This is a genomic window from Kocuria sp. KKT182 (assembly GCF_055635395.1).
This window is the reverse complement of record NZ_CM145757.1, coordinates 3,821,616-3,847,125: the sequence shown is the minus strand read 5'-3', so window position 1 is coordinate 3,847,125 and position 25,510 is coordinate 3,821,616. Positions and strand designations below refer to the sequence as shown.

At 72.9% G+C, this 25,510-nt stretch carries 19 protein-coding genes and 1 tRNA gene; 8 read left to right on the top strand and 12 right to left on the bottom strand.

Annotated elements, in window-relative coordinates; all coding sequences use genetic code 11:
• Nucleotides 1–6 precede the first annotated feature (6 nt).
• Nucleotides 7–2,196, bottom strand: coding sequence for a M36 family metallopeptidase (locus ACZ2G1_RS17820; RefSeq protein WP_470377241.1), 2,190 nt, complete (start codon nucleotides 2,194–2,196; stop codon nucleotides 7–9).
• 120 nt (nucleotides 2,197–2,316) lie between these two features.
• Nucleotides 2,317–2,646 carry a hypothetical protein gene (locus ACZ2G1_RS17815; RefSeq protein WP_167508901.1) on the bottom strand — a complete coding sequence of 110 codons (330 nt, stop codon included), beginning with the start codon at nucleotides 2,644–2,646 and terminating at the stop codon, nucleotides 2,317–2,319.
• Nucleotides 2,647–2,699: 53 nt separating this feature from the next.
• Between ACZ2G1_RS17815 and ACZ2G1_RS17810 the strand changes: the two genes are divergently transcribed.
• Nucleotides 2,700–2,942: a hypothetical protein gene (locus ACZ2G1_RS17810; protein ID WP_470377240.1), complete on the top strand. Its 243-nt coding sequence runs from the start codon at nucleotides 2,700–2,702 to the stop codon at nucleotides 2,940–2,942.
• 91 nt (nucleotides 2,943–3,033) lie between these two features.
• On the opposite strand, the gene ACZ2G1_RS17805 is transcribed toward ACZ2G1_RS17810, so the two are convergent.
• On the bottom strand, nucleotides 3,034–3,645 hold the full coding sequence (locus ACZ2G1_RS17805) for an arsenate reductase/protein-tyrosine-phosphatase family protein (RefSeq protein ID WP_035926630.1): 612 nt from the start codon (nucleotides 3,643–3,645) through the stop codon (nucleotides 3,034–3,036).
• Between the two features lie 344 nt (nucleotides 3,646–3,989).
• Here ACZ2G1_RS17805 and ACZ2G1_RS17800 point away from each other — a divergent pair, with 344 nt between their 5' ends.
• The 4 genes from ACZ2G1_RS17800 to ACZ2G1_RS17785 all read left to right on the top strand — a co-directional run bounded on the left by ACZ2G1_RS17800 (nucleotide 3,990) and on the right by ACZ2G1_RS17785 (nucleotide 11,238).
• Entirely contained in the window at nucleotides 3,990–5,888 is a 1,899-nt protein-coding gene (locus ACZ2G1_RS17800) for a GH25 family lysozyme (RefSeq protein WP_470377239.1), read from the top strand.
• Nucleotides 5,885–7,048, top strand: coding sequence for a CAP domain-containing protein (locus tag ACZ2G1_RS17795; RefSeq protein WP_095650415.1), 1,164 nt, complete (start codon nucleotides 5,885–5,887; stop codon nucleotides 7,046–7,048). Before ACZ2G1_RS17800 ends, ACZ2G1_RS17795 begins: the two co-directional genes overlap by 4 nt.
• Before the next feature lie 526 nt (nucleotides 7,049–7,574).
• On the top strand, nucleotides 7,575–9,980 hold the full coding sequence (locus ACZ2G1_RS17790; RefSeq protein WP_470377238.1) for a bifunctional polysaccharide deacetylase/glycosyltransferase family 2 protein: 2,406 nt from the start codon (nucleotides 7,575–7,577) through the stop codon (nucleotides 9,978–9,980).
• Nucleotides 9,967–11,238, top strand: a complete 1,272-nt coding sequence (locus tag ACZ2G1_RS17785; protein WP_470377237.1) for an acyltransferase family protein — start codon at nucleotides 9,967–9,969, stop codon at nucleotides 11,236–11,238. Before ACZ2G1_RS17790 ends, ACZ2G1_RS17785 begins: the two co-directional genes overlap by 14 nt.
• Here the strand turns inward: ACZ2G1_RS17785 and ACZ2G1_RS17780 are convergent.
• From ACZ2G1_RS17780 to ACZ2G1_RS17760, 5 genes are all read right to left on the bottom strand, one after another.
• Nucleotides 11,204–12,232 carry a chitinase gene (locus tag ACZ2G1_RS17780; RefSeq protein ID WP_017832364.1) on the bottom strand — a complete coding sequence of 343 codons (1,029 nt, stop codon included), beginning with the start codon at nucleotides 12,230–12,232 and terminating at the stop codon, nucleotides 11,204–11,206. The genes ACZ2G1_RS17785 and ACZ2G1_RS17780 overlap by 35 nt on opposite strands.
• 179 nt (nucleotides 12,233–12,411) lie before the next feature.
• On the bottom strand, nucleotides 12,412–13,395 hold the full coding sequence (locus ACZ2G1_RS17775) for a ribose-phosphate diphosphokinase (RefSeq protein ID WP_017832365.1): 984 nt from the start codon (nucleotides 13,393–13,395) through the stop codon (nucleotides 12,412–12,414).
• A gap of 2 nt (nucleotides 13,396–13,397) precedes the next feature.
• Nucleotides 13,398–14,894 (bottom strand): bifunctional UDP-N-acetylglucosamine diphosphorylase/glucosamine-1-phosphate N-acetyltransferase GlmU, encoded by a 1,497-nt coding sequence (gene glmU, locus ACZ2G1_RS17770; protein ID WP_229587715.1) that lies wholly within the window; start codon nucleotides 14,892–14,894, stop codon nucleotides 13,398–13,400.
• A gap of 232 nt (nucleotides 14,895–15,126) precedes the next feature.
• Nucleotides 15,127–15,199: transfer RNA gene (locus ACZ2G1_RS17765), tRNA-Gln, on the bottom strand.
• A 62-nt stretch (nucleotides 15,200–15,261) separates the two neighbouring features.
• A complete protein-coding gene (locus tag ACZ2G1_RS17760; RefSeq protein WP_150110285.1) occupies nucleotides 15,262–16,029 on the bottom strand; it encodes a hypothetical protein in 768 nt (255 codons plus the stop codon).
• Nucleotides 16,030–16,302: 273 nt separating this feature from the next.
• Between ACZ2G1_RS17760 and ACZ2G1_RS17755 the strand changes: the two genes are divergently transcribed.
• Together ACZ2G1_RS17755 and ACZ2G1_RS17750 are read left to right on the top strand one after the other, a co-directional pair.
• Nucleotides 16,303–18,147, top strand: coding sequence for an ABC-F family ATP-binding cassette domain-containing protein (locus ACZ2G1_RS17755; RefSeq protein WP_176338058.1), 1,845 nt, complete (start codon nucleotides 16,303–16,305; stop codon nucleotides 18,145–18,147).
• Between the two features lie 4 nt (nucleotides 18,148–18,151).
• On the top strand, nucleotides 18,152–19,390 hold the full coding sequence (locus tag ACZ2G1_RS17750; RefSeq protein ID WP_470377236.1) for a phosphotransferase: 1,239 nt from the start codon (nucleotides 18,152–18,154) through the stop codon (nucleotides 19,388–19,390).
• A gap of 75 nt (nucleotides 19,391–19,465) precedes the next feature.
• On the opposite strand, the gene ACZ2G1_RS17745 is transcribed toward ACZ2G1_RS17750, so the two are convergent.
• Complete coding sequence (locus tag ACZ2G1_RS17745; RefSeq protein ID WP_470377235.1) at nucleotides 19,466–20,239, bottom strand: matrixin family metalloprotease; 774 nt, start codon at nucleotides 20,237–20,239, stop codon at nucleotides 19,466–19,468.
• Nucleotides 20,240–20,375: 136 nt separating this feature from the next.
• On the bottom strand, nucleotides 20,376–21,647 hold the full coding sequence (locus tag ACZ2G1_RS17740) for a ScyD/ScyE family protein (RefSeq protein ID WP_272027303.1): 1,272 nt from the start codon (nucleotides 21,645–21,647) through the stop codon (nucleotides 20,376–20,378).
• Between the two features lie 192 nt (nucleotides 21,648–21,839).
• On the opposite strand from ACZ2G1_RS17740, the gene ACZ2G1_RS17735 reads away from it, so the two are divergent.
• Nucleotides 21,840–23,486 (top strand): hypothetical protein, encoded by a 1,647-nt coding sequence (locus ACZ2G1_RS17735; protein WP_470377234.1) that lies wholly within the window; start codon nucleotides 21,840–21,842, stop codon nucleotides 23,484–23,486.
• Between the two features lie 3 nt (nucleotides 23,487–23,489).
• On the opposite strand, the gene ACZ2G1_RS17730 is transcribed toward ACZ2G1_RS17735, so the two are convergent.
• Both ACZ2G1_RS17730 and ACZ2G1_RS17725 read right to left on the bottom strand, forming a co-directional pair.
• Nucleotides 23,490–23,936, bottom strand: coding sequence for an FAD synthase family protein (locus ACZ2G1_RS17730; protein WP_470377233.1), 447 nt, complete (start codon nucleotides 23,934–23,936; stop codon nucleotides 23,490–23,492).
• Nucleotides 23,937–24,103: 167 nt separating this feature from the next.
• A complete protein-coding gene (locus ACZ2G1_RS17725) occupies nucleotides 24,104–25,222 on the bottom strand; it encodes an acyltransferase family protein (protein WP_470377232.1) in 1,119 nt (372 codons plus the stop codon).
• Between the last annotated feature and the right edge of the window lie 288 nt (nucleotides 25,223–25,510).

Here is a 25,510-nt window from a genome sequence, read left to right as displayed (position 1 = left end):
CGCCTCCTACGGCGTGCTGAAGCTCTCGACCACGCCCGCGAGCGACGTGGAGGTGCTGGGCGGGGACACGGCGCCGGCGCCCAGCCCGCGCTTGGCGAAACCGCGCCACACCGCACCGAGGTCGCCGGGGTGCAGGGCGGCAACCGCGGTGACGATGCCGTCGCGCGCCAGCGTGAAGGTCGGCATGCCGGGCGTGAGCTTGAGCCCGCCGACCACGTACTCGAGCACGCGGCGCTCGGCCTCGGCGTGGCCGTGGGCTGCGACGAGGTTGACGAAGACCTCCCACAGGGCGGCGCACCAGACCTCGCCGGCGTTGTGCACCTCGCTGTTCGGCCCGCCGCCGTGCGGGCGGCGCGGCGGGCCGGCCGGGAGCACCACCCCGTTGCTGATGTGCTTGAACGTCAGCGGGTTCTTGCCCAGGTCCGCGGAGTAGGGGTAGCGGCGGATGGAGAAGTAGTAGTTGTCCGTGAAGGTGGGGGTGAGGTCGGTCCACCCTCCGGCGGGGAAGGCGCCGGTGCCGAAGTCGTCGGTGGCCTGGGAGGTCATGGTGATCGCGAAGAAGTCGCCCCAGCCCTCGCCCATCGCCCGGCCCTGCTGGTTGGCCAGCCCGGTGGCGTTGCCGACGAGACGGTTGGTGATGTAGTGCCCGAGCTCGTGGTAGGTGATCAGCGCGTCGAAGTTGCTGGTCCGGGACGGCAGCGGGGCGACGCCGCGGAACTCGAACATCTGCATCCGCGGGCTGGCGCCGTCGGCCGGGGTCTGCATGTTGGCGTTGTCGGTGCCGCTGAAGTCGTTGCCCTCGGCCAGGATCGGGTCCCCGCCGAGGCCCGCCCCCGTGAGGTTCACCTGCTGGGCGTTGCCGGCCGCCTCGTCGAAGCCCGCCTCGTACCAGCGGTCGTGCAGCCAGTTCACGTGGAAGAACATCCCGACGACACTGGCCTGCAGGTTGGTGGGGTCGCTCGCGGGCCGGGCGTGGTCGTAGGCGTGGTCGAACGTGCGGGACCCGGTGGCCCGACCGTCCACGTCCCCGGAACTGCTCCCGTCCGGGGCCTGGACGTCCGCGTAGGCGATGCAGTTGTTGCCGCGGGTGGTCGTGGCGCCATCCGGCAGCCACGGGGCGCCCGGGAGGAGGCTCTCGAGCGTGACCAGCCGGTCGGGGATGGTGGCGGCCTGGAAGCCGTCGGGGCGCCCGGTCGGGTGCGGCGACCCGGGCGCCGGCCCGTCCTCGGGGCGGAACAGCGCGTCCCCCGTGTTGAACACCCGGTAGGTGAAGGCGGCGTCCGCCCGCAGGTTCTTCCGGAACAGCACCTCCGGCTCCCCCAGCGCGTCGATCACGTAGCTGAACGCCGGGAAGCCCTCGATCCAAAGCTCCAGGTAGTAGCCGGGGGTGAACTGCTCCTCGCCCAGCGGGAACAGCACGTCCTTCACCCGGACCTCCCGCTCGAACGCCGGCCGCCCGGCGCCGGCCAGTTCGGTGCCAGCCGATTCGGTGTCGGTCGGCTCGGCGCCGGCCGGTTCGGTGAAGCGGTAGAACCGGTAGCCGCCACCGGCGGTGTCGCCGGTCTCAGTACCCCCGGCGTCCTCGGCGCTCGCCGCGCTCGCCGTGCTCGTCCCGGTGAAGGCCGTGGCGGGGTACTCGACCCCGGTCAGGTCGAACGCCGCCACCGCGATCGCCTCCTCCGCCGTGGTGACGCCGGTGGTGGTGCTGGCCGCGCGGGCACCGGCCGCCTGCGCGGCGCCGGGAAAGAACTGGCCGGCCACGGACATCACGTCGCCGTCCGGTCCGATGGCCGCCGTCGCCTCGGAGTTGAAGACCTCCAGGCCGTCGGCCCGCTGCACGAGCTGCACCGTGCGCAGCCCCCGTCCGCTCACCGACACGATGGTGACGCCCTGCGCGTCCGCCTCGGACAGCCGCCACAGGTCGCCGTGCTCGGTGACGAAGCGCTGGACGGTCTCCTCCGGCGATGCGCCCGCCTCCCCCGACAGCCCGGCGGCCGGGGCCCGCCGTGCGATGCGGTTCGGCAGCGCGGTCGCCTGGTCGTAGTCCACCTCCAGGTCGCCGAGCTGCGCGTCCATTCGGAGGTGGCCCGGCGACCCAGGAGCCGGAGCAGCCGGCGGCGCGGTGCCACGGGCGTTCCGGACGCCGGCGTCGTACAGCGCGTGGAAGTCCTCCGGGAGTGCTCGGTCAGCGGCCATCAGGAACTCCTCGCGAATGATCAGTGCAGCACCCGGTCATCGTCCACGGGACCGGGAACGGGTTCTCCTCGCAGGCGTGGCCGACCTGAGCTCCATTAAGGAACCGGTCCCGTTCATCGGTCAAGCAGCGAACAGGCGTGTGACGTGCCCGTTCGTCCTTCTCGTCACCAGCCCGCGGCGGCGGAGCGCGCCCACCATGGCGGTTGGCGTCAATTTCATCTTGACACGCCCGGGGCGGTCCGGCACATTGGAGAAATGGAGGTTCGGGGATCCGCGCGGAAGCACGGCATCGACGACGCCGACATCGAGCACGCGTGGGTAAATGCGATCCGTCTGGTCGAGTACGAGTACCAGGGCGAAGACCGCCTCCTGGTCATCGGGCCCGACCAACACGGCAGGCTCCTCGAGCTGGTCGCCGTACCAGCCGGAGAACCGACGAGGATCATCCACGCCGATCTGCTCAGACCGAAGTTCTACGACTATTTGAGATGAGGTGGAATTCCATGGATATCGCAACCGCGCACGACCGCACAGGACTGGACGAACTCGATGTGTCGTCGCACCCCGCTCGTGACGCCGTGCACTTCCGGCGCATCCTGGCCGCTCGGCAGCACATCACCGAGGCGGAGAACGAACTGCGGGAGGCGGTGAAGGCCGCCCGTGCGGCCGGCGAATCCTGGGCCTTGATCGGTTCCGCTCTCGACACGACGCGCCAAGCGGCCCAGCAGAGGTTCGGTCAGGACTGAACGTCCGCGCGGTCGGTGCAGGACTCCCCGCCCCACAAGGCGCCCCACCCGGGTGGAACAGGCACCCGCGCAAAACACACCTGACGCAGTACTACTCTGCCACCGGCGCGGGCTCCGCGTAGCGGCGTTCGAAGGCGAGGATCGCGTCCGTGGCCTCGAACAACTCGTCCGCCATCTGCTGGAGCACAGCGTCCTCCTGGCGGTAGGGGTCGATCACGTCGTTGCGCTCGGGGTGGCGCACCGGCACCCGCTGCCGCAGCCGCGGCGCCTGCTGGACCAGCCAGGCCCAGCGCTCGGCACGGTCGGACGGCACCGCGCGGTCGAGCTCCGGGTCGGTGGAGAGGTACTGCAGGATCCGGGCGAACTCCCGCAGGGTGAAGACCTTCTTCAGCAGCCGCGGTGACTGCTGCAGCACCGGCTGGGTGTGCTCCCGGGCCATCACGAGCACCAGGTCGGTGTCCTTCAGCACATCCGGGGTGACCTGCCGGGCCCGGTGCGCGGCGGCGGCCTCCAGGCCGCGGTCCTGGGCCAGCCTGCCCACCCGCTGCTCGAAGCCCTCGTCCACCAGCGCGTGCATCCCGGCGCTCGTCACCTCGAAGCCGCCGGGCGAGATCTCGTTGAGGCCGTGGTCGAGCTCGACCGCCGCCATGGGCGAGCGGCACACGTTGCCCGTGCAGACCGTCAGGATGCGCGTGGGGGCCATGGTTCTCCTCTGGGGGGTCGAGTCCGGTTCATCGTATCCGGCACCGGGTCCTGAGCTGGGTCTTCGCCCGACCACCGGGATCGCGCCGCCGACGGGACCCGCGCCGCGCCGGGTCCGTCGTCGTCGTTCCCCGGCGCGCGGCCCCCGCAACGCACCCCGCAACGCACCCCGCGGACAGAATCACTACGGCCAGAGATGTACGGGTGCGTAACACGGCCCATCGTTATTGATTGTTTATGCAAACGCGCCTTTATACTCGTCGTGGCTCTGAGGATCTTCCCCCCATCCCGATGGCCTTGCACGAGTCGTTCCCCCAACGATCCATGCGAGTTAGGCGTTCCAGCGTGAAAGCACCCCCCCGACTGACGCTGCCTGCCGCCCTCACGGCGGCGGTGCTGGCCATTACCACACTGACCCCGGTCGCGGCCCTGGAAGAGGCCGCCACCACCCGATCGACCACCCTCTCCGAGGAGCGGCAGGGCAACCTGGTCTCCAAGGTCGTGGAGTCCGACGGCGAGATCGTCTCCACCCTGGTGGACGCGACCACCGGCGAGGCCGTTCTCCCCGACCCGGCGCGCGCCGGCACGCAGCCGGCCGCGGGCGACCCCCACGGCGGCGCCGTGATGGGCCAGTGGGCCAAGTCCGAGAGCCACTTCGAGCAGATGGCCGCCTCCTCCGCCCGCACCGCGGAGGAGCTCTCCGGCGCCACGGACACCGACGACGACGACGACGGCGCCGCTGCCGGCGCGGCGGACGGCGACACCGCGGAGGAGGCTGTCGCGGGGGTCGCGTCGGCCGAGTCCCTCGGCGCCGCCGCGTCCTGGGCCCCCAGCGGCATCAAAGGCACGGACGTCTCCAACTGGCAGCCGTCCCTGAACTGGTCGAGCCTGTGGAACCAGGGCTCGCGCTTCGCCTACGTCAAGACCTCCGAGGGCGACAGCATCCGCAACAGCCTGTTCCAGCAGCAGTACGCCGGGGCGGGTGCCGTGGGCATGCACCGCGGCGGGTACCACTTCGCGATCCCCACCCGGGACTCCTCGGGCGCGAAGCAGGCGGACTACTTCATCAACAACGGCGGCGGCTGGTCCGCGGACGGCCGGACCCTGCCGGGCCTGCTGGACGTCGAGAACAACCCGTACCCCTCCCTGTACGGCAACCAGTGCTACGGCTTCAGCCAGTCCGAGATGGTCAGCTGGATCCGCGACTTCTCCAACCGGTACAAGGCCCGCACCGGGCGCGTGCCGGCCATCTACACGAACTACTACTGGTGGCAGGACTGCACCGGCAACACCAGTGCGTTCAACGACCACCCCCTGCACATCGCTGCCTACGAGACCACGGGACCCCGGGTGCCCAGCGCCTGGTCCACCTACGACTTCTGGCAGTACACCGACGCCGGGTTCACCGAGCGGATCGACGCCAACGTCTTCCGCGGCAGCACCGCGCAGCTCCAGGACCTGGTGCGCAACCGCTATTACAAGCCGATGGGCGGCCGGGCACCGGCCGGCACCCCGACCGGGACCCCCACCCAGGTGTCCCCCGCCGGATACGTGGTCAAGGGCGGCATCGGCAACCAGTACCGGGCCCTCGGCGGATCCTCCGTCTTCGGCACCCCGACCATGAACGAGCGCGGCGGCCTGGTCAACGGCGGCGTGTACCAGCGGTTCTCCAAGAACTCCACCTTCTACTGGAGCTCCCCCACCGGGGCGTGGCCCGTGAACTTCAACGGCGCCATCGGCCGGAAGTTCACGGCGAACCGCTACGAGAACGGCTTCGGCTACCCGTCCACCCGCGAGATCACGGGCCTCACCGGCGGCGGCGCCTACCAGGTGTTCCGCAGCGGCGGCGCCGTGAACAAGGTCCTGTGGAGCCCGGCCACCGGCGCCCAGCCCGTCCGGGAGACCAGCGGGATCGGCGCGGCGTGGAAGCGCGGCGGCTACGAGCGCGGCTACGGCTACCCCTCCACCCCCGAGATCGGCGGCCTGGTCAACGGCGGCTCCTACCAGCTGTTCCGGCGCGGCAACGACGTCCACAAGATCCTCTGGAGCTCCGCCTCCGGCGCCCACGCCGTGAAGGAGAACAGCGCGATCGGCCGGGAGTGGAAGGCCGCAGGCTCCGAGCGCGGCTACGGCTACCCGACCACCGGCGAGTACCGCTACGGCACCGAGGTCCGCCAGAAGTTCTCCAAGAACTTCACCGTGCACTACTCCACCACCACGAAGAGGACCTGGGCCACCCGATGAACACCGCCAAGCACCGCGCCCCCGCGCGCCCCCGCACCACCGGCCGCCTGGCGCTCACCGCGGCGGCCCTCGCCCTGGCGGTCCCCGCCACCGGGATGCTCGCGGCGGCCCCCGCCGCCGCGGCGACCTCGGACATCGTCAACGTCTCCACGAGCACCCGCTCGGCCGACACCCAGCGGCTGCTGGACCTGATCAACGCCCACCGCAAGGCCAAGGGCCTCGCCCCGGTCAAGTACTCGGCCACGCTCTCCAAGATCGGCCAGGAGCAGTCCACCCGCCTGGTCCGCGAGGAGGTCATCGACCACACCGACGACTTCTGGAAGGACGAGCGCGCCGGGAACTGGAACGCCGTCGGCGAGATCCACTCCGTGTCCTGGCAGGGCACCGTCACCGAGCTCATGAACTGGTGGAAGGGCTCGAAGGCGCACAACAAGGTGCTGACCGACCCGAGGATGACGGTCATCGGCATCGGCCTGACCTACGTGGACGGGCAGCTGTCCGGGAACAAGCAGGGCTGGAAGCTGGTCGGCACCGTGAACTCCTACGGCTACGCCGCCGGCCAGGCCCCCGCGGACACCCGCTCCACGGTGGGCACGGTCGCGGCGCCCAAGCCCCCCACCGCCCCGATCACCTCCGCCGGGTACACGGTGCGCGGCGGGATCGGCAACCAGTACCGCGCGCTGGGCGGGGCCGCCGTGTTCGGCGCCCCCACCATGAACGAGCGCGGCGGCCTGGTGGGCGGCGGCGCCCTGCAGAGCTTCGCCAGGAGCACCACCTTCTACTGGAGCGCCCCCACCGGCGCCTGGCCGGTGCGCTTCAACAGCGCCATCGGCCAGAAGTTCGCCGCCGCCGGGCACGAGCGCGGCTACGGCTACCCCAGCAGCCCGGAGCGCGGCGGACTCACCGGCGGCGGCGCCTACCAGGTGTTCCGCAGCGGGGCCACCGTGCACAAGGTCCTCTGGAGCCCCCGGACCGGTGCGAAGGCCGTGAAGGAGAACAGCGCGATCGGCCAGCGCTGGAAGTCCGCCGGCTACGAGCGGGGCTACGGCTACCCGAGCACCGACGAGTACCGGTACGGCTCCGAGGTGCGCCAGCGGTTCTCGAACGGCTACACCGTGCACTGGTCCTCGATCACGAAGCGGACCTGGGTCACCCGCTGACCCCTCGCCACCCGCTGAACGCCCGGCCGGTTCTCCGGCCGGGCGTTCTGCCGTCCCCGGCCGGCGTTCTTGTCCCCGGTCCCGGTGCCGGTGTCCCCCGAGCGGGGGCCGGGCACCGGCTCGCCGCGGTTGTCCCCCGCACGAGGGCGGGCGATCACATCCGGCCACGTCAGGATGTGGTGCGCTTCACAGGCAGGACGGAATCGAGCTGTGTTTCCTGTTGCGAATCTGTGAATGTGTGGATTCCCGTGTCACCACTTGGGGGGACGAGTCCGGCCGCGCCCGTCCCCCGATCGGCGGATGTTCCCGTTCATTAAGTACCACTCCGTAACTTCAGGTGCCGCGATGGCAGTCGTTTGCACTCGCACTTGCATGCACAGCGATGAGATGTGCTGCCTGTGCAACCTGTTTGCACTTGTGACAGACGGGTCGCGGCTTGGCAGGCTGGCCCGGTCGGCCCGTCCGGGGGGATGCGCCGGCCGGTCCGTCGAGGGGACGGACCGCCGACCGGGGGAACGAGCACGCCGTGGCAGCATCCGACAACGACCGACGACCACCGCACCGCCGACGCGCGGAGCGGACCGGCAGCAGCGCCGCGCCGCCGGTGTTCTTCGACCCCAGCGGCAAGCGCTGGTACCGCATCCTCGCCACCCTCGTGGTGCTCCTGGCCCTCGCGGCCGGCGCCGTGTCCTGGATCGTCCCGCAGGCGCTCGCCCAGCCCTGGGAGCGGCCGCTGCACCAGGAGAACGGCTATCCGCGGGAGCTGATCGCCACCGGGGACCAGGAGAACATCCCGCTGCTCGGGGACGCGTCCAACCCGTTCAGCCGGATCGGGCTCGTCGAGGAGACGGAGGCCGGGACGGTGCTGCGCAGCCCGTTCAGCGAGGACGTGTTCCGGGTGCTCACCGACGAGGAGCGGGAGCTCGTGGGGGACAGCCCCTACGTCATGGAGCGCTTCGGTGAGCTGCCGGAGAAGCAGCTCATGCTGACCTTCGACGACGGCCCCGACGCCACCTACACCGGTGAGATCCTCGACGTGCTCTCGGCCGAGGGCGTGCCCGCCACGTTCTTCAGCGTGGGCACCAACGTGGTCGGGCAGCCGGAGCTCTTCCGCCGGATCGTCCGAGAGGGGCACATGGTGGGCAACCACACCATGACCCACACCACCGCCTGGGACGACGACCTGCGCAACCGCGAGGAGCTGATCGGCACCGACCGCGCCATGCGCTCGGTCGGCAGCTACGCGACCCACCTGTTCCGCCTGCCCACCGGCGACCCGGACAACAAGGCCCTGCCCATCCTCGAGGCCCAGCAGCTGGGCTACCTGCACGTGGACTTCGACTACGACACCCACGACTGGGAGGCCGCGCCCGGGGAGACCGTGGACCTGCCCGCGCTCGACGGCGAGGGCCACATCGTGCTGATGCACGACGGCGGCGGGGACCGCACCGCCACCGTGGCCGCCCTCAAGCAGCTGATCACCGAGGCCAAGGCGCAGGGCTACACCTTCTCGACGCTGGCCCCCATCGTCCCCGAGGGCTACCTGCCGGCGGCGGACACCGAGCCCGTGCTCGCCGACGACGCCACCGCCCTGGCCGTGGCCGGTCTGACCGTGGCCCCGGACGTGGTCATGACGTGGCTGTTCTGGTTCGGCATCGGGTCCCTGACCCTCATGTCCGCCCTCTACGTGGTGCTGGCGCTGATCGGCCACCGCCGCCAGACCCGCCGGACCTGGCCCGAGCTGCCCGAGGACCGGCTGCCGCTGGTCTCGGTGATCCTCCCGGTGTTCAACGAGGAGCCCGTCATCGCCCGCACCCTGGCCGCCCTGCGCGCCAGCGACTACCCGAACCTCGAGGTCATCGCCGTCGACGACGGCTCCACCGACCGCACCCTGGCGATCATGCGCGAGCACGCCGCGTCCTGGCCGGCGCTGACGGTCATCACCCAGCCCAACGGCGGGAAGTCCATCGCCTCCAACCACGGGATCATGGCCGCCCGGGGCGAGATCGTGGTGACCCTCGACGGGGACACCCTCTTCGAGCCCCAGACCGTCCGGATGTTCGCCCGCCACTTCTACGCCCAGGACGCCAAGCGCCCCGTCGGAGCCGTGGCCGGGCACGTGAAGGTCGGCAACCGCACCGGGCTGCTGACCATGTGGCAGTCCCTGGAGTACATCTCCGGGATCTGCGTCACCCGCATGGGCGAGGGCGTGGCCGGGGCGATCTCCATCGTCCCCGGGGCGTGCGCCGCCTGGCGCAAGGAGGCCCTCCAGGCCGCCGGGGGCTACTCCCACGACACCCTCGCCGAGGACGCCGACCTCACCATGACCCTGCAGAAGCTCGGCTGGGCCGTGGTGCAGGAGAACCGGGCCGTGGCGTGGACCGAGGCCCCCATGACCGTGCGCGGCCTGGCCAAGCAGCGGCTGCGCTGGACCTACGGCAACCTCCAGGCCCTGTGGAAGCACGCCGGGATGCTCTTCCGCCCCCGCTACGGGTTCCTCGGGATGGTGGCCCTGCCCTACACCCTGCTCGCCACCCTCATCCCGCTGGTCTTCCTGCCGCTGACCGTGCTCATGGCCGGGATCAACCTGGCCGCCGGGAACTGGCAGCCCATCGCCGCCTTCGCCGCCTTCGTCCTGGCCATCCACGCCGTGATCTGCGTGCTCGCCATCCGCATGGTCGGCGAGTCCTGGACCCACCTGCTGGTGGTGCCCGTCTACCGGATCATCTACGAGCCCCTGCGCGCCTACCTCCTCTACGCCTCCCTGCTCCAGGCGCTGCGGGGCCGGATGATCGGCTGGTACAAGCCCGAGCGCACCAACAGCGTGATCGACCTGACCCCCGCGGCGGATCCCGCCGGCTCCGCAGCCCCCGCGACCCCTGCGGCCTCCGTGGCCCCGTGGCAGGAGGACCGGCGCGGTGAGCGGGCCTGAGCCCGGCCGGGACCGGTACCTCGACCTGCTGCGGTCGATCGCGCTGGTCCGCGTCGTCGCCTACCACACGTTCGCCGGCGCCGCCTTCAGCCTCGTGTTCCCCGCGATGGGCGTGATGTTCGCGCTGGCCGGCTTCCTGATGGCCAGGTCTCTGCGCCGGCCCGCGGGCACGGTCCTCGCCTCCCGGGCCCGGCGGGTGCTGGTGCCGCTGTGGGTCTACGCCGCCACCGTCCTGGCGCTGCTCGTGGCACAGGGCTGGACGCCGGGGGCCGACGCGTCCTGGGGGCAGGTGCTCCTGTGGTTCCTCCCGGTCGGGGACCCGGTCCTCCCGGAGAGCGCCGGGTTCGGGGCGGTGGATCCCACCTGGCCGGTGCAGGCCGGGGAGATCCTCTGGTACGTCCGGGCCTACGTCTGGTTCCTGCTCCTCTCCCCCGTGCTGCTGCGGGCGTTCCGGGCCCGGCCCTGGCCGGTGCTGCTCGCCCCGCTCGCCCTGAGCGGACTGCTCGCCCTCGGGCTCGTGCCGCTGCCCTCCTGGGCGGACGCCCCGGTGACGGACCTCGCGACCTACGGCTCCTGCTGGGTCCTGGGCTTCGCCCACCAGAGCGGGCTGATGCGCCGCACCCCCCGCGCCGCCGTCCTCGCGGCAGGCCCCGCGGTGATGGGCCTGGGCCTCTGGTGGGCCGCCCGGCACCCCGGCGAGGCGGGATGGGACCTCAACGAGATCCCTCTCGCCCAGGCCCTGTGGTCGTTCGGCTTCTGCGCCGTGCTGCTGCGGGTCTCCCCGGCCTGGCGGGAGCTGCCCCGGCCGCTGCGGTTCCTGGACGGGGCCGTGACCCTGCTCAACGCCCGGGCGATGACCGTCTACCTGTGGCACAACCTCCTGCTGCTCGGCACCGTCCTGCTCGTCGACGTGCTGTGGGAGAGCGACGTCCTGGCCACGGCCGTGCCCGGGCTGCTGGCGAGCCCGTGGCTGTCCTTCGTGCTGGTCTGGCCGCTGCTCGCCGTGGTCGTGCTCGCGGTGGGCTGGGCCGAGGACCTCGCCGCGGGACGGCGGCCGCGGCTGTGGCCGGTGCGGCCCGCTCCCGCCCCTGCCACCGCTCCCGCTCCCGTGCCTGCCCCCGCTGCTGCCGCCTCCGCGGGACAGGGAGCTGCCGGCACCGGCTTCGCCGGCCGGTCCTGGCTCTACCCCCGTTCCGTGCGGGAGCCGGCCCCGCCGGCGGAGCTCAGCCCGCGAAGCCCTCGCGGAGGACCCGGGTGAACTCCCCGGCCTCCTCGTCGAGGCCGCTGCAGAAGTCGTTGGCCTCGGCCGGGTCCCCGTCCTGCGCGGTGCACGGCCGGTCCCGGTTGACCGACCAGTAGGAGAGCCGCCCCACGCCCTGCTCCCGGGCGAACCCGGCGAGCTCGGCGGCCGCGTCCAGGTCCAGGACCTCCCCGGGGACGTCGTTGACCCCGATCATCGGGGTGAGCCCGATCCGGTTCCACACCTCCTCGGCGGAGAGGTCCTGGCCGGCCGCCTCCCACAGCGCGGTGAGCTGGCCGTGCGCCGAGCGGGCCGCCTCCTCCGAGGCCGCCGCCATCGACTGCCCCGCAGGCTTGCTCTCGCTGTAGTTCATGGTCATGAGGTTGACCCCGGCGAGGTCCACCTCCGCCGCGAGCAGCTGTGCCACGACCTCCACCGGGTCCTGGTCCAGACCGTGCGGGGCCACCGGCAGCGTGGCCCACACCTCGAGCGGCTCGTCCCGCTCCTCCTGCAGGCGCACCAGCACCTCGGCCCGCCGGTGGTTGGCCTCCCGGTCCTCGAGGTCGTCCAGTTCGATGTCGAAGTCCGCGATGCCCACGTCGTAGCGCTCGAGCACCGTCCGGTACGCCGCGAGCAGCCGGTCCGGGTCGGTGCACACGGTGGCCAGCTCGGCCCCGGCGGCGCCGCCGAAGGAGATCGCCACCTCCCCGCCCTGCTCCCGGAGGGACGCGATCTGCTCCTCCATCCGCAGCACGTCCTCCGCCTCGTCCAGCCCGTAGTAGCCGCCCCACGAGGGCGTGCAGGGGTCCTCGGGATCGGCCACCACGAACCCCAGCACCGTGCGGGACTGCCCCGCGGCCTCCGCCCCGAAGTCGAAGTACGGGTAGGACGTGGTGTTGACGTAGCCGCCGGACCAGGGCTCGCGCAGGTCGGGGCCGCAGCCGGTGAGGACCAGCCCGGCGGCGCCGCACAGCAGCAGCGGGCCGAGGAGGCGGTGTCGTCGTCGGGTCATGGGGTGCGGGCTGTCCTTGTCGGCGCGAAGGTTCCCCGGACGGTGCCGCCCGGGACGGTGGTTCCTGCGGTGCCGGGCTCCGCAGCGGAGGCCCCAGCTGTAGGGCCCCGGCGGCGGAGCAGCCCCCCGCCGGGTGGCGAGGGGCTGCGTCGTCGTCGTCGACCGTTCCCGGGAGCGGGTCAGGACCTGCCGTCGAACAGGCTGGTCACGGAGCCGTCCTCGAAGACCTCCTGGATGGCGCGCGCGATGAGCGGGGCGATCGAGAGGACCGTGAGGTTCTCGAACTGGTGCTCCGGGGGCACGGGCAGGGTGTCCGTGACGACCACCTCGAGGGCGCCGCACGTGGACAGCCGCTCCACGGCGGGATCGGAGAACACGGCGTGGGTCGCGGCGATGATGACGTCCTTGGCGCCGCGCTCGCGCAGCACCTGCACGGCGCCGGAGATCGTCCCGCCCGTGTCGATCATGTCGTCGATCAGCACGCAGGTGCGGCCCTCGATCTGCCCCACGACCTCCTTCGAGGTGGCCTGGTTCGGCCGGGTGATGTCGCGGGTCTTGTGCACGAACGCGAGCGGGCAGCCGCCCAGCAGCTCGGTCCACTGCTCCGCCACGCGCACGCGCCCGGTGTCCGGGGAGACCACGGTGACGTTCTCGACGTCGACGACGGAGCGCACGTGCTCCGCCAGCAGCGGGATGGCCATCAGGTGGTCGACCGGGCCGTCGAAGAAGCCCTGGATCTGCGCGGTGTGCAGGTCCACGGACATCAGCCGGTCCGCGCCGGCGGTCTTGTACAGGTCCGAGATGAGGCGGGCCGAGATGGGCTCGCGGCCGCGGTGCTTCTTGTCCTGCCGGGCGTAGGGGTAGAACGGGGACACCACGGTGATGGACTTGGCGGACGCCCGCTTCAGGGAGTCGATCATGAGCAGCTGCTCCATGATCCACTGGTTGATCGGGGCCGGGTGGGACTGGATGAGGAAGGCGTCCGTGCCGCGCACCGACTCCCCGAACCGCACGTAGGTCTCCCCGTTGGCGAAGTCGTAGGCGTCCGTGGGGATCAGCTCCGTGCCCAGCTCCGTGGCGATGCGCTCGGCGAGCTCGGGGTGGGCCCGTCCCGAGACCAGGACCAGCTGCTTGGCGCCCTCGTTGGTGATGGCAGTGGTCATTGCTACTCGCTTTCCTCGGTGGTGTCCCCGGCCGCGCCGTGCGCCGTGGTGCCGGCGCCGGTCCCTGCCGTGGAGTGCTCGGTGGTCCCGGACGGAACGGTCCCGGCCGCGGTCGCGGCGCCATTGCCCAGGGCCCGGGACGCGGCCTCGGCCGCAGCGGTGCCGGGACGGTGCTCCACGACCCAGTTCTCGACGACCCGCTGCGCGCCCTCGGTGAGGGCCAGGGCCCCCGGCGGCACGTCCTTGCGGATCGTGGTGCCCGCCCCGGAGTATGCGCCGTCCCCGACCTGCACGGGCGCCACGTACATGTTGTCGGAGCCCATCCGGACGTGGTCGCCGATCACGGTGCGGTGCTTGCGCACGCCGTCGTAGTTGACGAACACGGAGGCCGCCCCGATGTTGGAGTGCTCGCCGATCGTGGCGTCCCCCACGTAGGACAGGTGCGGGACCTTCGAGCCGGTGCCGATCCGGGAGTTCTTGGTCTCCACGAACGTGCCGATCTTGCCCTCGTCCGCGAGCACCGTGCCGGGGCGCAGGTAGGCGAAGGGGCCCACGCTGGCCCGGGGGCCGATCACGGAGCCGGAGCCGTGCGTGCGCACCACGTGGGCGCCCGGGCCGACCTCCACGTCCGTGAGAGTGGTGTCCGGGCCGACGACGGCGTCCTCGCCCACCCGCGTGCCCCCATGCAGCTGGGTGCCCGGCAGGATCGTGGCGTCCGCGGCGATCCGCACCTGCACGTCGATCCAGGTGCTGGCGGGGTCCACGACCGTCACGCCGTTGCGCATGTGCGCCTCGAGGATCCGGCGGTTGAGGTGGGCGCCGAGCTGGGCGAGCTGCACGCGGTCGTTGGCGCCCTCGACCTCCCAGCGGTCCTCGATCTTCAGCGCGTCCACCGCGTGGCCGGCCTCGCGGGCCAGCAGCGGGACGTCGGTCAGGTACATCTCGCCCTGCGCGTTGTCCGAGGTGACCTTCGCGAGGCTGTCGCGCAGCACGTCGGCGTCGAAGGCGAAGATGCCGGAGTTGATCTCGGCGACCGCGAGCTCGGCCTCGGTGGCGTCCTTGGCCTCCTTGATCTCGCGGAACGAGCCGTCGGCGTCCCGCAGGATCCGGCCGTAGCCGCCGGGCTGCTCATGGTCCGCGGTCAGCACCGTCACCGCGTTGCGGCGCTCCTCGTGGTGGGCGACCAGCCGCTGCAGGACCTCCGGGGTCAGCAGCGGGACGTCGCCGTAGGTGACCACCACGGTGCCGGCCAGCCGCTCCTGGGCGTCGAGCGTCTCCACCGCCACCTGGACGGCGCGGCCCGTGCCGGGCACCTCGTCCTGGTCCACGACGATCGCCTCGGGGTCCTGCTCGAGGACGTGCGGGGCCACCAGGTCCCGCTCGAAGCGCACCACGGCGGCCAGCCGGCGCGGGTGCAGGCTCCGGGCGGCCACCAGGCAGTGCCCGACCATGGAACGACCCCCGATCCGGTGCAGGATCTTGGGGGTCTTGGACTTCATGCGTGTGCCCTTGCCGGCGGCCAGGACGATGACGGCGGCGGGCCCGACGGCCGCCCCCGGACGATGTGCAGGGGTCTGGGGGGTGCTCACGGCGGGATGCAGCTCCTCGGTCGTCGATCTGAGAGAGGAGCCGGTGGGCTCACCGGCTCCGGCTCTGTTCCGTCTCACTAGCTTGTGGGCTCTTCGGCTCTGGGGATCTCGAGCTTCCGGGCTCTCGGGCGGGATGCGGACGTTCCGCCTCTAGGACTCGAACCTAGACTCCACGGCTCCAAAGGCCGGGGTGCTGCCGATTACACCAAGGCGGAGCACCGCCGTGGAACGGCAGTGGTGCACGCAGTGCACAGGCAGTCACCCTACCACTCGGGGGTCAGGCCCCCGCCGCTCCCGGGCGCCCCAGGATCACGATGATCCGGGCCGTGGCGGCGGCCTCCCGCAGCTCCGGGACGGCGGCGAACAGGTCCTCCACGGTGTCCTCGTCCACCCCGCAGACGATCAGCGGCGCACGGTCCAGCAGGGGCCGCATCCGCTCGAACGCGGCGGCCGGGCCCTCCCCCGCCGCGGAGGACGCGGCCACGTTCCAGGCCACCGACGCCACGTAGTGCGGGTCCACGTCCAGGGTCCCCGCCTCCCGGGCGCGCTCCAGGTACTCGACCAGCTCCACCTCGTCCGCGGTGGCGCCCTCCGTCTCGAGGAGCAGGTGCACCTGGTGGGCCGAGGCCGCCTCGTCGAGGGCGGCCAGCATCGAGAAGATCCGCTCCTCGCTGCGCCCCCGCCCGCCCATCCCGGCCCGGGGCACCACGAGGTACTCGGCGCCCACGCCGGCGGCCAGCGAGAGGTGGTCGTCCAGGACCGCGATGACGCCCTCGTCCGGGATGTCCTCGTCGATCGAGATGTCCGCCCGCATCATCAGCGGGTCGGCGCCGGCTCCGCGCAGCGCCTCCCCCACCTGCCGCTGCGGCACCGAGCCGAGGTGGCGCCCGACCAGCTGACCGGGGCCCGCCGGGATCTCCACGGGTCCAGGGTGCTCCGTCACGGCACGGACGGCGGTCTCCAGGTCCGTGATCCCGTCCAGCCTGGTGCCCAGCGGACGGGTGCTCGGGGACGCGGAGGATCGCTCCGTCGGGTTCTGCTCCATGCCCTCCATGCTCTCACCCGAGCTTGAGCCGCCGCTGAGAAACTCCTGTCCGCACATGTGCCTCCCCCGCCCCCATTTCCGCCGAGTCCCTTATTTCCGCCCCCTTGTTCCGCCGAGCCCCCCATCCCCGCCCCCTCATTCCGCCGAGCCCCCCATGTCCTCGCAAATCCCCCCGATCCTGCTGGGGGGATTGCGACGAGATGGGGGACTCGACGGGGCAAGGGGCCCGAGAGGGGGGACTCGGCGGGGCGGGGGCGCGAGTACCCTTGACGGGTGGCACATCTACTCGGCGGCGAGAACCTGCACCTGGAATTCCCCACCAAGACGGTCTTCGACGCCGTCAGTCTCGGCATCGACGAGGGCGACCGGATCGGCATCGTGGGCCGCAACGGCGACGGCAAGTCCACGCTCATGAAGCTGCTCGCCGGACGGCTCAAGCCAGACGGGGGCCGCGTGACCGTGCGCTCGGGCGTGCGCGTGGGCATGCTCGACCAGGCCGACGTGCTGGACCCGGAGCTGACCGTGGGGCACGCCGTCGTCGGGGACCGCGAGGAGCACGAGTGGGCCGGGGACGCGAAGGTGCGGGACGTGGTCTCGGGGCTGGTCAAGGACCTGGACTGGGACGCGAAGCTGGGCGAGCTCTCCGGCGGCCAGAAGCGCCGCGTGGCGCTCGCCGCGCTGCTGGCCGGCGACTGGGACGTCATCTTCCTGGACGAGCCCACCAACCACCTGGACGTGGACGGCATCACCTGGCTGGCCCGCCACCTGAACAACCGCTGGCCGAAGAACCAGGGCGGCCTGGCCGTGGTCACCCACGACCGGTGGTTCCTGGACGCCGTGTGCACCGACACCTGGGAGGTGCACGACCGGATGGTGGAGCCCTTCGAGGGCGGCTACGCGGCGTACGTCCTGCAGCGCGTGGAGCGGGACCGGCAGGCCTCCACCATCGAGTCGAAGCGGCAGAACCTCATGAAGAAGGAGCTGGCGTGGCTGCGCCGCGGCGCGCCCGCCCGCACGGCCAAGCCCAAGTTCCGGATCGAGGCCGCGAACCAGCTGATCAACGACGTCCCGCCGCCGCGCGACACCGTGGCCCTGTCCCAGCTGGCGGTCTCCCGGCTGGGCAAGGACGTGGTGGACCTCGAGAAGGTCTCCGTCTCCTACCCCACCGAGGACGACGGGCCCCGGGAGGTGCTCCGGGACGTCACGTGGCTGATCGCCCCCGGTGAGCGCACCGGCATCCTGGGCGTCAACGGGGCGGGCAAGTCCACGCTGCTGGGCCTGGTCACCGGTGAGGTGCAGCCCACGAGCGGGCGGGTCAAGCGCGGGAAGACCGTGAAGATCGCGACCCTCACCCAGCAGCTGTCCGAGCTGGAGGACGTGGCCGAGGACCGGGTCTCGGACGTGGTCGCCTCGAAGCGCACCACCTACCTGGCCGACGGCAAGGAAATGACGCCGGGCCAGCTGCTGGAGCGGCTCGGCTTCACCAACGAGCAGCTGGCCACCCCGGTCAAGGACCTCTCCGGCGGGCAGAAGCGGCGGCTGCAGCTGCTGATGATCCTGCTCGACGAGCCGAACGTGCTGATCCTCGACGAGCCGTCCAACGACCTCGACACCGACATGCTCACCGCGATGGAGGACCTGCTCGACACCTGGCCGGGCACCCTGCTGGTGGTCTCGCACGACCGTTATCTCCTGGAGCGGGTCACCGACCAGCAGTACGCCGTGATCGACGGCCGCTTCCGGCACCTGCCCCGCGGCGTGGAGCAGTACCTGGAGCTCGCCTCACAGTCCCGCACCGGCACGGCCGCCGGCTCCGCGAACGCCTCGAACCCGCTGGCGGCCACGGGGGCGGCGTCCTCGAACGGGACGACGACGGCGCAGGGCGGGCCGAAGCTCTCCGGTGCGCAGGCCCGCACCGCGCAGAAGGAGGTGGGCGCGATCGAGCGGAAGCTGGAGAAGCTGTCCGCCAGGGTCGACGCCCTGCACGCGGAGATGGCGGCGCACGACCAGTCCGACTACACCGGCCTGGGCGAGATCACCGCCCGGCTCACCGCGGTCCAGGACGAGATCGAGGAGCTCGAAATGCGCTGGCTCGAGCTGTCCGAGGACCTGGTCTAGCCCCGTGGCGGGCCCGGAGCAGGAGGCCGTGGCCCTGCTCTCGGGCACCGGGATGGGCCCGGTCCTGGCGGCTGCATTGAGCCCGGCCGGGCTGTCCGTGCAGCGCTGGACCCGGCGGCGTGTCCACCACCGGCCGGGCGCCGGGGTGACCGCGGTCTTCGACGTCGTGGCCCTGGCCGGGGCACGGCGGGGCGCCGAGGTGGTGTGCGTGAGCACCGCCTCCTCGCCCGCCGACACGTCCCCGCCCGCCGGCACGTCCCCGGACCTGGTGCGGACCCGGCACGAGGGCGTGGACCTCGTGGCGTGGCGGCACCCGCACGACCCGTGGCTGCCCGAGCTCGCCTGGGCGACCTCGCCCGAGGCCGTGGGGCGGGAGGTCTTCTGCTCCGCCGAGCCCGCGGAGCTCACCGAGGTCTCCTACCGGCCCACCCGGCGGGCGGTGCTGCGGGCGGCCCACGGCTCCCGGGTGCGCTACCTCAAGGTGCTGCGGCGGGACCGGGCCGCGGCGCTGCACGCCCGGCACCGGATGCTGCTCGCGGCCGGGCTGCCCGTGCCGGCGCCCGTGGAGGACCCGGTCCGGGACGTGGTGGTGCTCCGGCAGCTGCCCGGCACCCCGCTGGCCGCGTCCGTGCGCCGGGACGGCGCCGCCGCGCTGCACCCCGAGCACGTGCTGGCGCTGCTCGACGCCCTGCCCGCCGCCGCGCTGGAGCTCCCCGTCCGCGCCTCCTGGACGGACCGCGTCCTGGACTACGGGCACGCGGCCGCGGTGGCCCTGCCGGAGGAGCGCGGACGGATCGAACGGCTCGCCGCGGCGATCGACGAGGCCCGCCGGGCCACGGACCCCGGCCCGGTGGTGCCCGTGCACGGGGACCTCTACGAGGCGAACCTGCTCGTCGGCCCGGCCGCCCGCGGGACGTTCGGCCCGGTGACCGGGGTGCTCGACGTCGACGCCGTGGGCCCCGGCCACCGGGTGGACGACCTCGCCTGCCTGGTGGCCCACCTGGCGGTCCTGCCCACGGTCCACGACAGCTACGGGCACGCACCGGCCGCCGCGCGGCGCCTGCTCGCCGGCTTCGACGCGGCCGTGGACCCGGCCGCGCTGCGGGTGCGCTGCGCCGGGGTGGCCCTGTCCCTGGTGGCCGGCGCCCGCCGCTCGGGCGGGCCGCCGGACCGGGCCCGGCGCCGGCTGGAGATCGCGGAGGAGTTCCTCGGCGAGCAGCGGTTCCGCGGCGCGGACGGCTGACACGGAGCGAGGAAGCACCGGCGCGCGACCGTTCCGGGCCCCGCGGACCGGGCTCGCGGCGGGCGCCGGTCGCGGTCAGTACCGGGTGGAGCGGGCGTCCGTCCGGGCCGTGACCGGCAGTGCCCCGGCGGGCTCCGCGACCGGTGACCCGGAGGCGCTGTAGGGCCGCACGAACCGGACCGGGGTGCCGTTGATGTCGGCGAGGTGGCCGGCCCGGGCCAGCCGGTAGAGCTCTCTCAGGTCGCCGAGGTCCTCGTCCGTGAGCTTGCTCCTCGGCCCGTAGTTCATGATCGAGAACGGGCTGTGCGTCCCGAAGACCTCCGAGGGCCACGGCTTCTCGAGGTTCGCCGCGAAGAAGTGCCGCAGCCCGAAGACGTGGCCGAACTCGTGGATCATCGTCTCGATCTGCTCCTCGTGGGACTGCTCGAACATCGTGGGGTAGACGGTCAGCTCGTGCCGCCCCCCGTCCGGGAAGAACGCGCTGGCCAGGACGCAACCCTCCGGGGTGCAGTCCGCGGCGTTGCGCAGCACCACCTCGAAGTCCCACAGGTCGGGGTCGTGGGTGAACCGCACCGGTGCGGCCGAGCTCCACCGCACCAGGGCCTCGCTCATGAGCCCGCCCACGATCGACCGGCTCTCCTGCGGGTCGGGGGCGAGCGCGAAGCTGCGCTCCTGGAAGCGCCACTTCAGCATCGACCCCGGCTGCCACAGGGGGATGAACCCCTCGGTGGCGTCGACCACGATCCTGCTCGGGGGCCGCCCTCCCGGCGTGGCGTGCCCCCTCCCCTCGGTGGCGCAGACGAACCCCTCCGCGATGAGGTGGACCAGATCTTCGGTCGTCGGTGCCATGGCTCTTCCTCGCCTCGAACGTCGTTCCCGGGTGGTCCTGCGTGCCTCCGGTCCCCGGAGGCCGGTCGGTGCGGTCCGGCGGCGGTGGCGGGCCGGCGCCGCGCCACCGCCGTCGTCGTTCCTCCGGCGCCGGGGCCTACTCCCTGGTGTCCTCCAGGCGGTAGACGTCGGAGAAGTCCAGCTCCCAGACCGCTCCGCCGCCGACGGCGCCGAACGGGTTCTGCGGGCCCTCCACGATCCCCTCGGCCGGAGCCACGCTGTTGACCGAGGCGTAGACCTGCCCGTGCCGCCCGGTCGCCAGACCGGCCGGCAGGGGCACGTCGATCGCGTACCGCGCCGCGTCCTCGTGGTGCCGGTGCACGACCACCACCTGGCCGGGGACCTGACCCGGCCTCGGCGGCGCCTCCGCCGCCGGGGTCTCCCCCGGAGGCATGGGCGGCGTGGGCCCGAACAGCTGCGAGACGTACAGGTGGCCGCGGTCCACGGCCACGCCGGTCACCGCGGTGAAGCCGTCCCAGCGGCCGAGCTCGGTGCCGTCCGCGGAGAACTGCACGACCGCGCCCTCCCCCGGTCGGACCGATCCCAGCCCGCCCACGTAGACGTTGCCGTGCTCGTCGGCGGTGAGGGACGTGGGCACGAACTCGGCCGGGCCCTCCGGGTCGTCCGTGCCGTCGGGCAGGGCGGTGGTCGGCCAGGTGGCCCACGCGGTGATCTCGTACTCCGGCGGCGCGTCCTCCGTGGCGGTGGAGAAGTCCGGCTCCACCTTCCACACGGTGTTCGCGCCGGCGTCGGCCACGAGCGCGTACCCGTCCGGCGAGACCTCGTCGTCCTCGTCCACGTACAGGACCGCGTACGGGTTGGAGTCGATCTGCGCGCCGTCGGGGTTGAGCTCCTCCTCGGCCGCCTGCAGATCGGCGTACGCGAGCAGGTATTCTTCCCCGTTCTCCTCGGTGCCCGCGACGAGCATCGACGCGCCGCGCGCCTCGAACACCGACAGGTCGAGCCGCTCGGGGTCGTAGCCCGCGACGATGTACTGGCCGTCCACGTCCGTGGCGTCCGCGCCGCCGGGGCCTTCCGCGAAGGACGCGTCCGGCGCCGCCACGGACAGCAGGCCCTCGACCACGGTCGACACCGCGGGCGCGTCCCGGTGCGGATCCTCGATCAGGGTGACGGCGCCGGTCGGCCCCGCACACCGCTCGCCGACGCAGTCCGGGCCGCCGCGGCCGGCCTCGACCACCACCAGGTTCTCGTCCTGGTCCCAGTTCAGCTGACGCGGGTTGTCCAGGCCCTCCGCGACCACGCGCGGCCCGTCCGGCCGGTCGTCCCCGTGCGCGAACGCCGCGGGCACCGGCCCCGCCAGCACCACCACCGCCGTGACCACGCCTGCTCCGAGTCCCTGTCCTGTCATGACCCACCCCCGGTCGGAATCTTTCCGCGCGCCCGCCACGCGACAGCCCCAGGCTAGGACCGCGATCCGGCTCCCACGGAGAACGGTCCGCAACCGTGACCACCTCTTCACCTACGCGCGGGTACATGGCGGACCGCCGTCACACTGGGCCGCGCCTTGACTCCGTCCCGGCTCGGGCGTGGACTCGGGACCATGGAGACCCTGCCGGTGCCCCGCACCTCGCCCGTCCCGTTCCTCCGCCGCCTGCCGATCCTGCTGACCTTCCTGACCCTGCTGGCCACCGCGCTCGCGGGCCTCCTGCTCACCGCCCCCGCCGCCGGAGCCGCCGAGATCCGCGGCGAGGAGAACGTGGTGGTGGCGGCCGACGAGGTCGTGGACGACGACCTCTACGTGACCGGCGGGGACGTGGTGGTCGACGGCACCGTGCGCGGCGACCTGCTGGTGGCCGCCGGGACGGTGACGATCAACGGCACGGTGGAGGGGGACCTGATGGCCGCGGCCCAGACCGTGGTGATCGAGGGCATCGTGGGCGACGACGCCCGCGTGGCCGGCCAGGTGCTCCTCCTCGGCGAGCAGGCCCGGGTGGCCGACGACCTGGTCACGGCCGGCTACAGCGTGGAGGCCCGCCCCGGCGCCGTGATCGGCGGGGACGTCCTGCTCGGCGCGTACCAGGCCCTGCTGGCCGGCACGGTCGAGGGCGAGGTGACCGCCGGGGCCGCCGCGCTCGCCCTGGCCGGGGCGATCGGCGGGGACGTGCAGGCGGACGTGGGTTCCGCAGACGAGGTGGGGGCCGCCTGGGCGCCCACCACCGGGGTGGCCGTGCCGCGGGTGGAGCCCGGGCTGACCCTGACCGACGAGGCCCGCCTGGACGGGAGCCTGTCCTACCGGTCCGGGACGGAGGCCGCGATCGCCCCGGGCGCCGAGATCGCCGGGGAGGTCGTCTACGAGCAGGTCGTGGTCGAGGAGGAGCCGGCCGGGCCCGCCGGGCCGCTCGCGCTGCTGCTCGCCGGGCTGCGCCTGTTCGTGACCCTGTTCCTGGTCGGGCTGCTCGCCCTGTCGCTGCTGCCCCGGGCCGTGACCGGGGCGGCGCGCACGCTCCGGGCCCGGCCCTGGCTCAGCCTCGGCTGGGGCGCGCTGACGATCGCGGGGACGGCCGTGGCCGTGCTCGCCGTGCTCGTCGTGTCGATCCTGCTGGCCGTCGCCCTGGGCTGGATGACCCTCGCCGGGCTGGCCGCCGCGGTCGTGACCACGGCCGTGGTGCTGGACCTCGTGCTGGTCCTGGGCCTGGTGCTCGCCGTGGCCCTGCTGGCCCCGGTCGTGGTCGGGTTCACCGCGGGCGGGCTGCTGCTGCGGGACAGGGCACCGGCGAGCTTCGGCAAACGGGTGCTCGCCCTGGCCCTCGGCCTGCTGATCTACGTGCTGCTCCGGGCCGTGCCCTTCCTGGGTCCCGTCGTCGGCCTGCTCGTGGCGCTGCTCGGCCTCGGCGCCCTCGTGGTGTGGGCCTGGGACGCCGCCCGCCGCTCCCGGGCGCGCCGGCGCGCGGACCGGGACCGGGACCACGGACTCGACCGGGGCCGGAGCGGCGACGCCGGGTCGTGGCCCGGCGGCCCCCAGCACGCCGATCCCCGGCACGGCGGCCCGCAGTCCCCCGGTGCGTGGCGGGACGGCTCCGAACAGGACGGTTCCCCGCGGGGCAGCTCCTGGCAGGACGGCCCGGGGCGCACCGGTTCCGGGCAGGCCGGTCCCGGGCACGCGCCGCCGGGACCGCCGGAGCAGCATCGGCCGCCGTGGGCGGGCGAGGGCTCCGGGCGGCAGCACCCCCCGGAGCCGCCGCGCTGAGCCTCAGCCCACCGGGAGCGAGAGCACCTCGAGGGCGGCCCGCAGCTTCGTGGAGGACGTGTGGACCGTGTACGGGAAGTACACGACCTCCACGTCCACCGCCGCGAACTCCCGCTCGAGCCGCTCCCCCTTCAGGGTGCCGCGCCAGTCGTCGCCCTTGAAGAACACGTCGAAGCGCAGCTGCCGCCAGGTGTCCAGCTTGTCCAGCAGCACCTCGGCGTGGACCTGGTCCACGTAGCGGATGTGCTCGACGATCTCCATCCGCTCGCGCAGGGAGACCACGGGCCGGTGGCCCTTGGTGATCTCGATCAGGTCGTCCGAGACGACCCCGGCGATCAGGTGGTCGCAGTGCATCTTCGCCTGGCGCAGGATGTTCAGGTGCCCCACGTGGAACAGGTCGAACGCCCCGGCCGCGTACCCCACGCGCGGTGCGTGCTTGTCGGTGCTCATGTCAGTCATTCCCCCCTCGGGATCCTGCCGGGGCCTCCTCAGCCCCGGCCCGGTGGACCGCCCGGACTGCGCCGGAGGTCCCTCTCGGTCTGCTCGCCGCGAGCACCTCGGGTGCGCGGCGGAAATCTGTGGGCCCGCCCGCCCGCAGCGGACGGGCAGGTGTCGGTCTAGCCGGACGTCTGCCCGGCGGGCACCGGGGCGGCGGCCGCCGCGGGGCGGCGAGCGTCACGGCGGCGGTGGTGCCAGCGGGCCACGGGCTCCTCCACGCACCACCAGCAGGCGATGCCGGCCACGGTGCCGACCAGCACGCGCAGGGCCACCCCGGCCGGCCCCGGCAGCTCCCCGAACACCGCGCTCAGCGCGTGCCCGGCGCCCAGGTGGAGCAGGTAGATGCTGTAGCTGGCCAGACCCAGCAGCTGGATCGGCTTCCACCGCATCCCCGCCAGGACCCGGGTCCCGATCCGGCCGGTGGGCCCGTGCAGGCCCCAGAGCACCACCAGGCAGGCCGCCACCGCCTGGGCCGTGTAGCGGACGGTCTCGCGGAAGAGCTCGTCCCGGATCAGCAGCGAGGCCAGGTAGAGCAGCACCGCCAGCACCAGGACCCGGTCCCGGCCCCACCACGCCGGGGCGCCGGCAGCACGCTCCCCGGGCGCACGCTCCCCGGTGGCACGGGCGTACCAGACGGCGGCGAGCACCCCGATCGCGATGGCCTCGAGCCGGGTGTCCGTGCCGAAGTAGATCCGGTCCGCACTGGCCCCGCCCAGGTGCAGGGCCACCCGCGCGCCCGCCGAGGCGAGCGCGGCGGTCCCCGCCAGCACCGCCAGCGCGGTGGCCGGGCGGCGCCGGCCCACGAGCAGCAGCCAGATCAGCGCGAACGCCACGTAGAACTGCTCCTCGATGGACAGGCTCCACACCACGATCGAGCCGGGCAGGACGTCCACCTGGGAGTCGGTGTAGCGCCAGTTGAAGAAGAAGAAGACCTGCCCCAGGAAGTCCCCGAGGCTCACCGGCCGCACCAGCCACGCGTACAGGGCGGTGGGCAGCACCAGGGCCACCAGCAGCGGCGGGGCCAGCTTCAGGGCCCGCCGGCGGTAGAACCCGGCGATGTCGAAGCCCCCGGTGCGCCGGTGCTCCTTGAGCACCAGGTGCGTGATGATGAACCCGGAGATGACGAAGAAGATCGTCACCCCGCTGCCCCCCGGCACCACCTCGAGCCCCGCGTGCGCGAGCACCACGAGCATCACCGCGGCGGCCCGCATCGCATCGAGGTGCGCGAACTGCCGCACGGGCAGCTGCGCCCTCGGACGCCGGCGCGCCCCTGCCGGAACCGGTCCTGCTGTCTCCCCCGCCACAACGTCTCCCTGCGTTCGCCGGACGCCGCGCTCCCCCGAGCCGCGGCCGTCCCGTGCTGCGTCCGGACCCCCTGTTTGCTCCAGGGAATTCCGGTGATCGCCTCACCCTACTGCGGAGAAACCCGCGTTTGCATCTGATAATCCGGGTCACAAAAGGGGACATCGGATTCCGTTCCCGATCGTTAACGCCGGGGTTAGACTCCATGCGATCCAATGAATCCG

Bases quoted from the DNA above. Each gene is read 5' to 3' on its own strand.
- ACZ2G1_RS17820 (WP_470377241.1), bottom strand. From the start codon at position 2,196: ATGGCCGCTGACCGAGCACTCCCGGAGGACTTCCACGCGCTGTACGAC.
- ACZ2G1_RS17810 (WP_470377240.1), top strand. From the start codon at position 2,700: ATGGATATCGCAACCGCGCACGACCGCACAGGACTGGACGAACTCGAT.
- ACZ2G1_RS17805 (WP_035926630.1), bottom strand. From the start codon at position 3,645: ATGGCCCCCACGCGCATCCTGACGGTCTGCACGGGCAACGTGTGCCGC.
- ACZ2G1_RS17795 (WP_095650415.1), top strand. From the start codon at position 5,885: ATGAACACCGCCAAGCACCGCGCCCCCGCGCGCCCCCGCACCACCGGC.
- ACZ2G1_RS17780 (WP_017832364.1), bottom strand. From the start codon at position 12,232: ATGACCCGACGACGACACCGCCTCCTCGGCCCGCTGCTGCTGTGCGGC.
- ACZ2G1_RS17775 (WP_017832365.1), bottom strand. From the start codon at position 13,395: ATGACCACTGCCATCACCAACGAGGGCGCCAAGCAGCTGGTCCTGGTC.
- glmU (WP_229587715.1), bottom strand. From the start codon at position 14,894: ATGAAGTCCAAGACCCCCAAGATCCTGCACCGGATCGGGGGTCGTTCC.
- ACZ2G1_RS17760 (WP_150110285.1), bottom strand. From the start codon at position 16,029: ATGGAGCAGAACCCGACGGAGCGATCCTCCGCGTCCCCGAGCACCCGT.
- ACZ2G1_RS17745 (WP_470377235.1), bottom strand. From the start codon at position 20,239: ATGGCACCGACGACCGAAGATCTGGTCCACCTCATCGCGGAGGGGTTC.
- ACZ2G1_RS17740 (WP_272027303.1), bottom strand. From the start codon at position 21,647: ATGACAGGACAGGGACTCGGAGCAGGCGTGGTCACGGCGGTGGTGGTG.
- ACZ2G1_RS17735 (WP_470377234.1), top strand. From the start codon at position 21,840: ATGGAGACCCTGCCGGTGCCCCGCACCTCGCCCGTCCCGTTCCTCCGC.
- ACZ2G1_RS17730 (WP_470377233.1), bottom strand. From the start codon at position 23,936: ATGAGCACCGACAAGCACGCACCGCGCGTGGGGTACGCGGCCGGGGCG.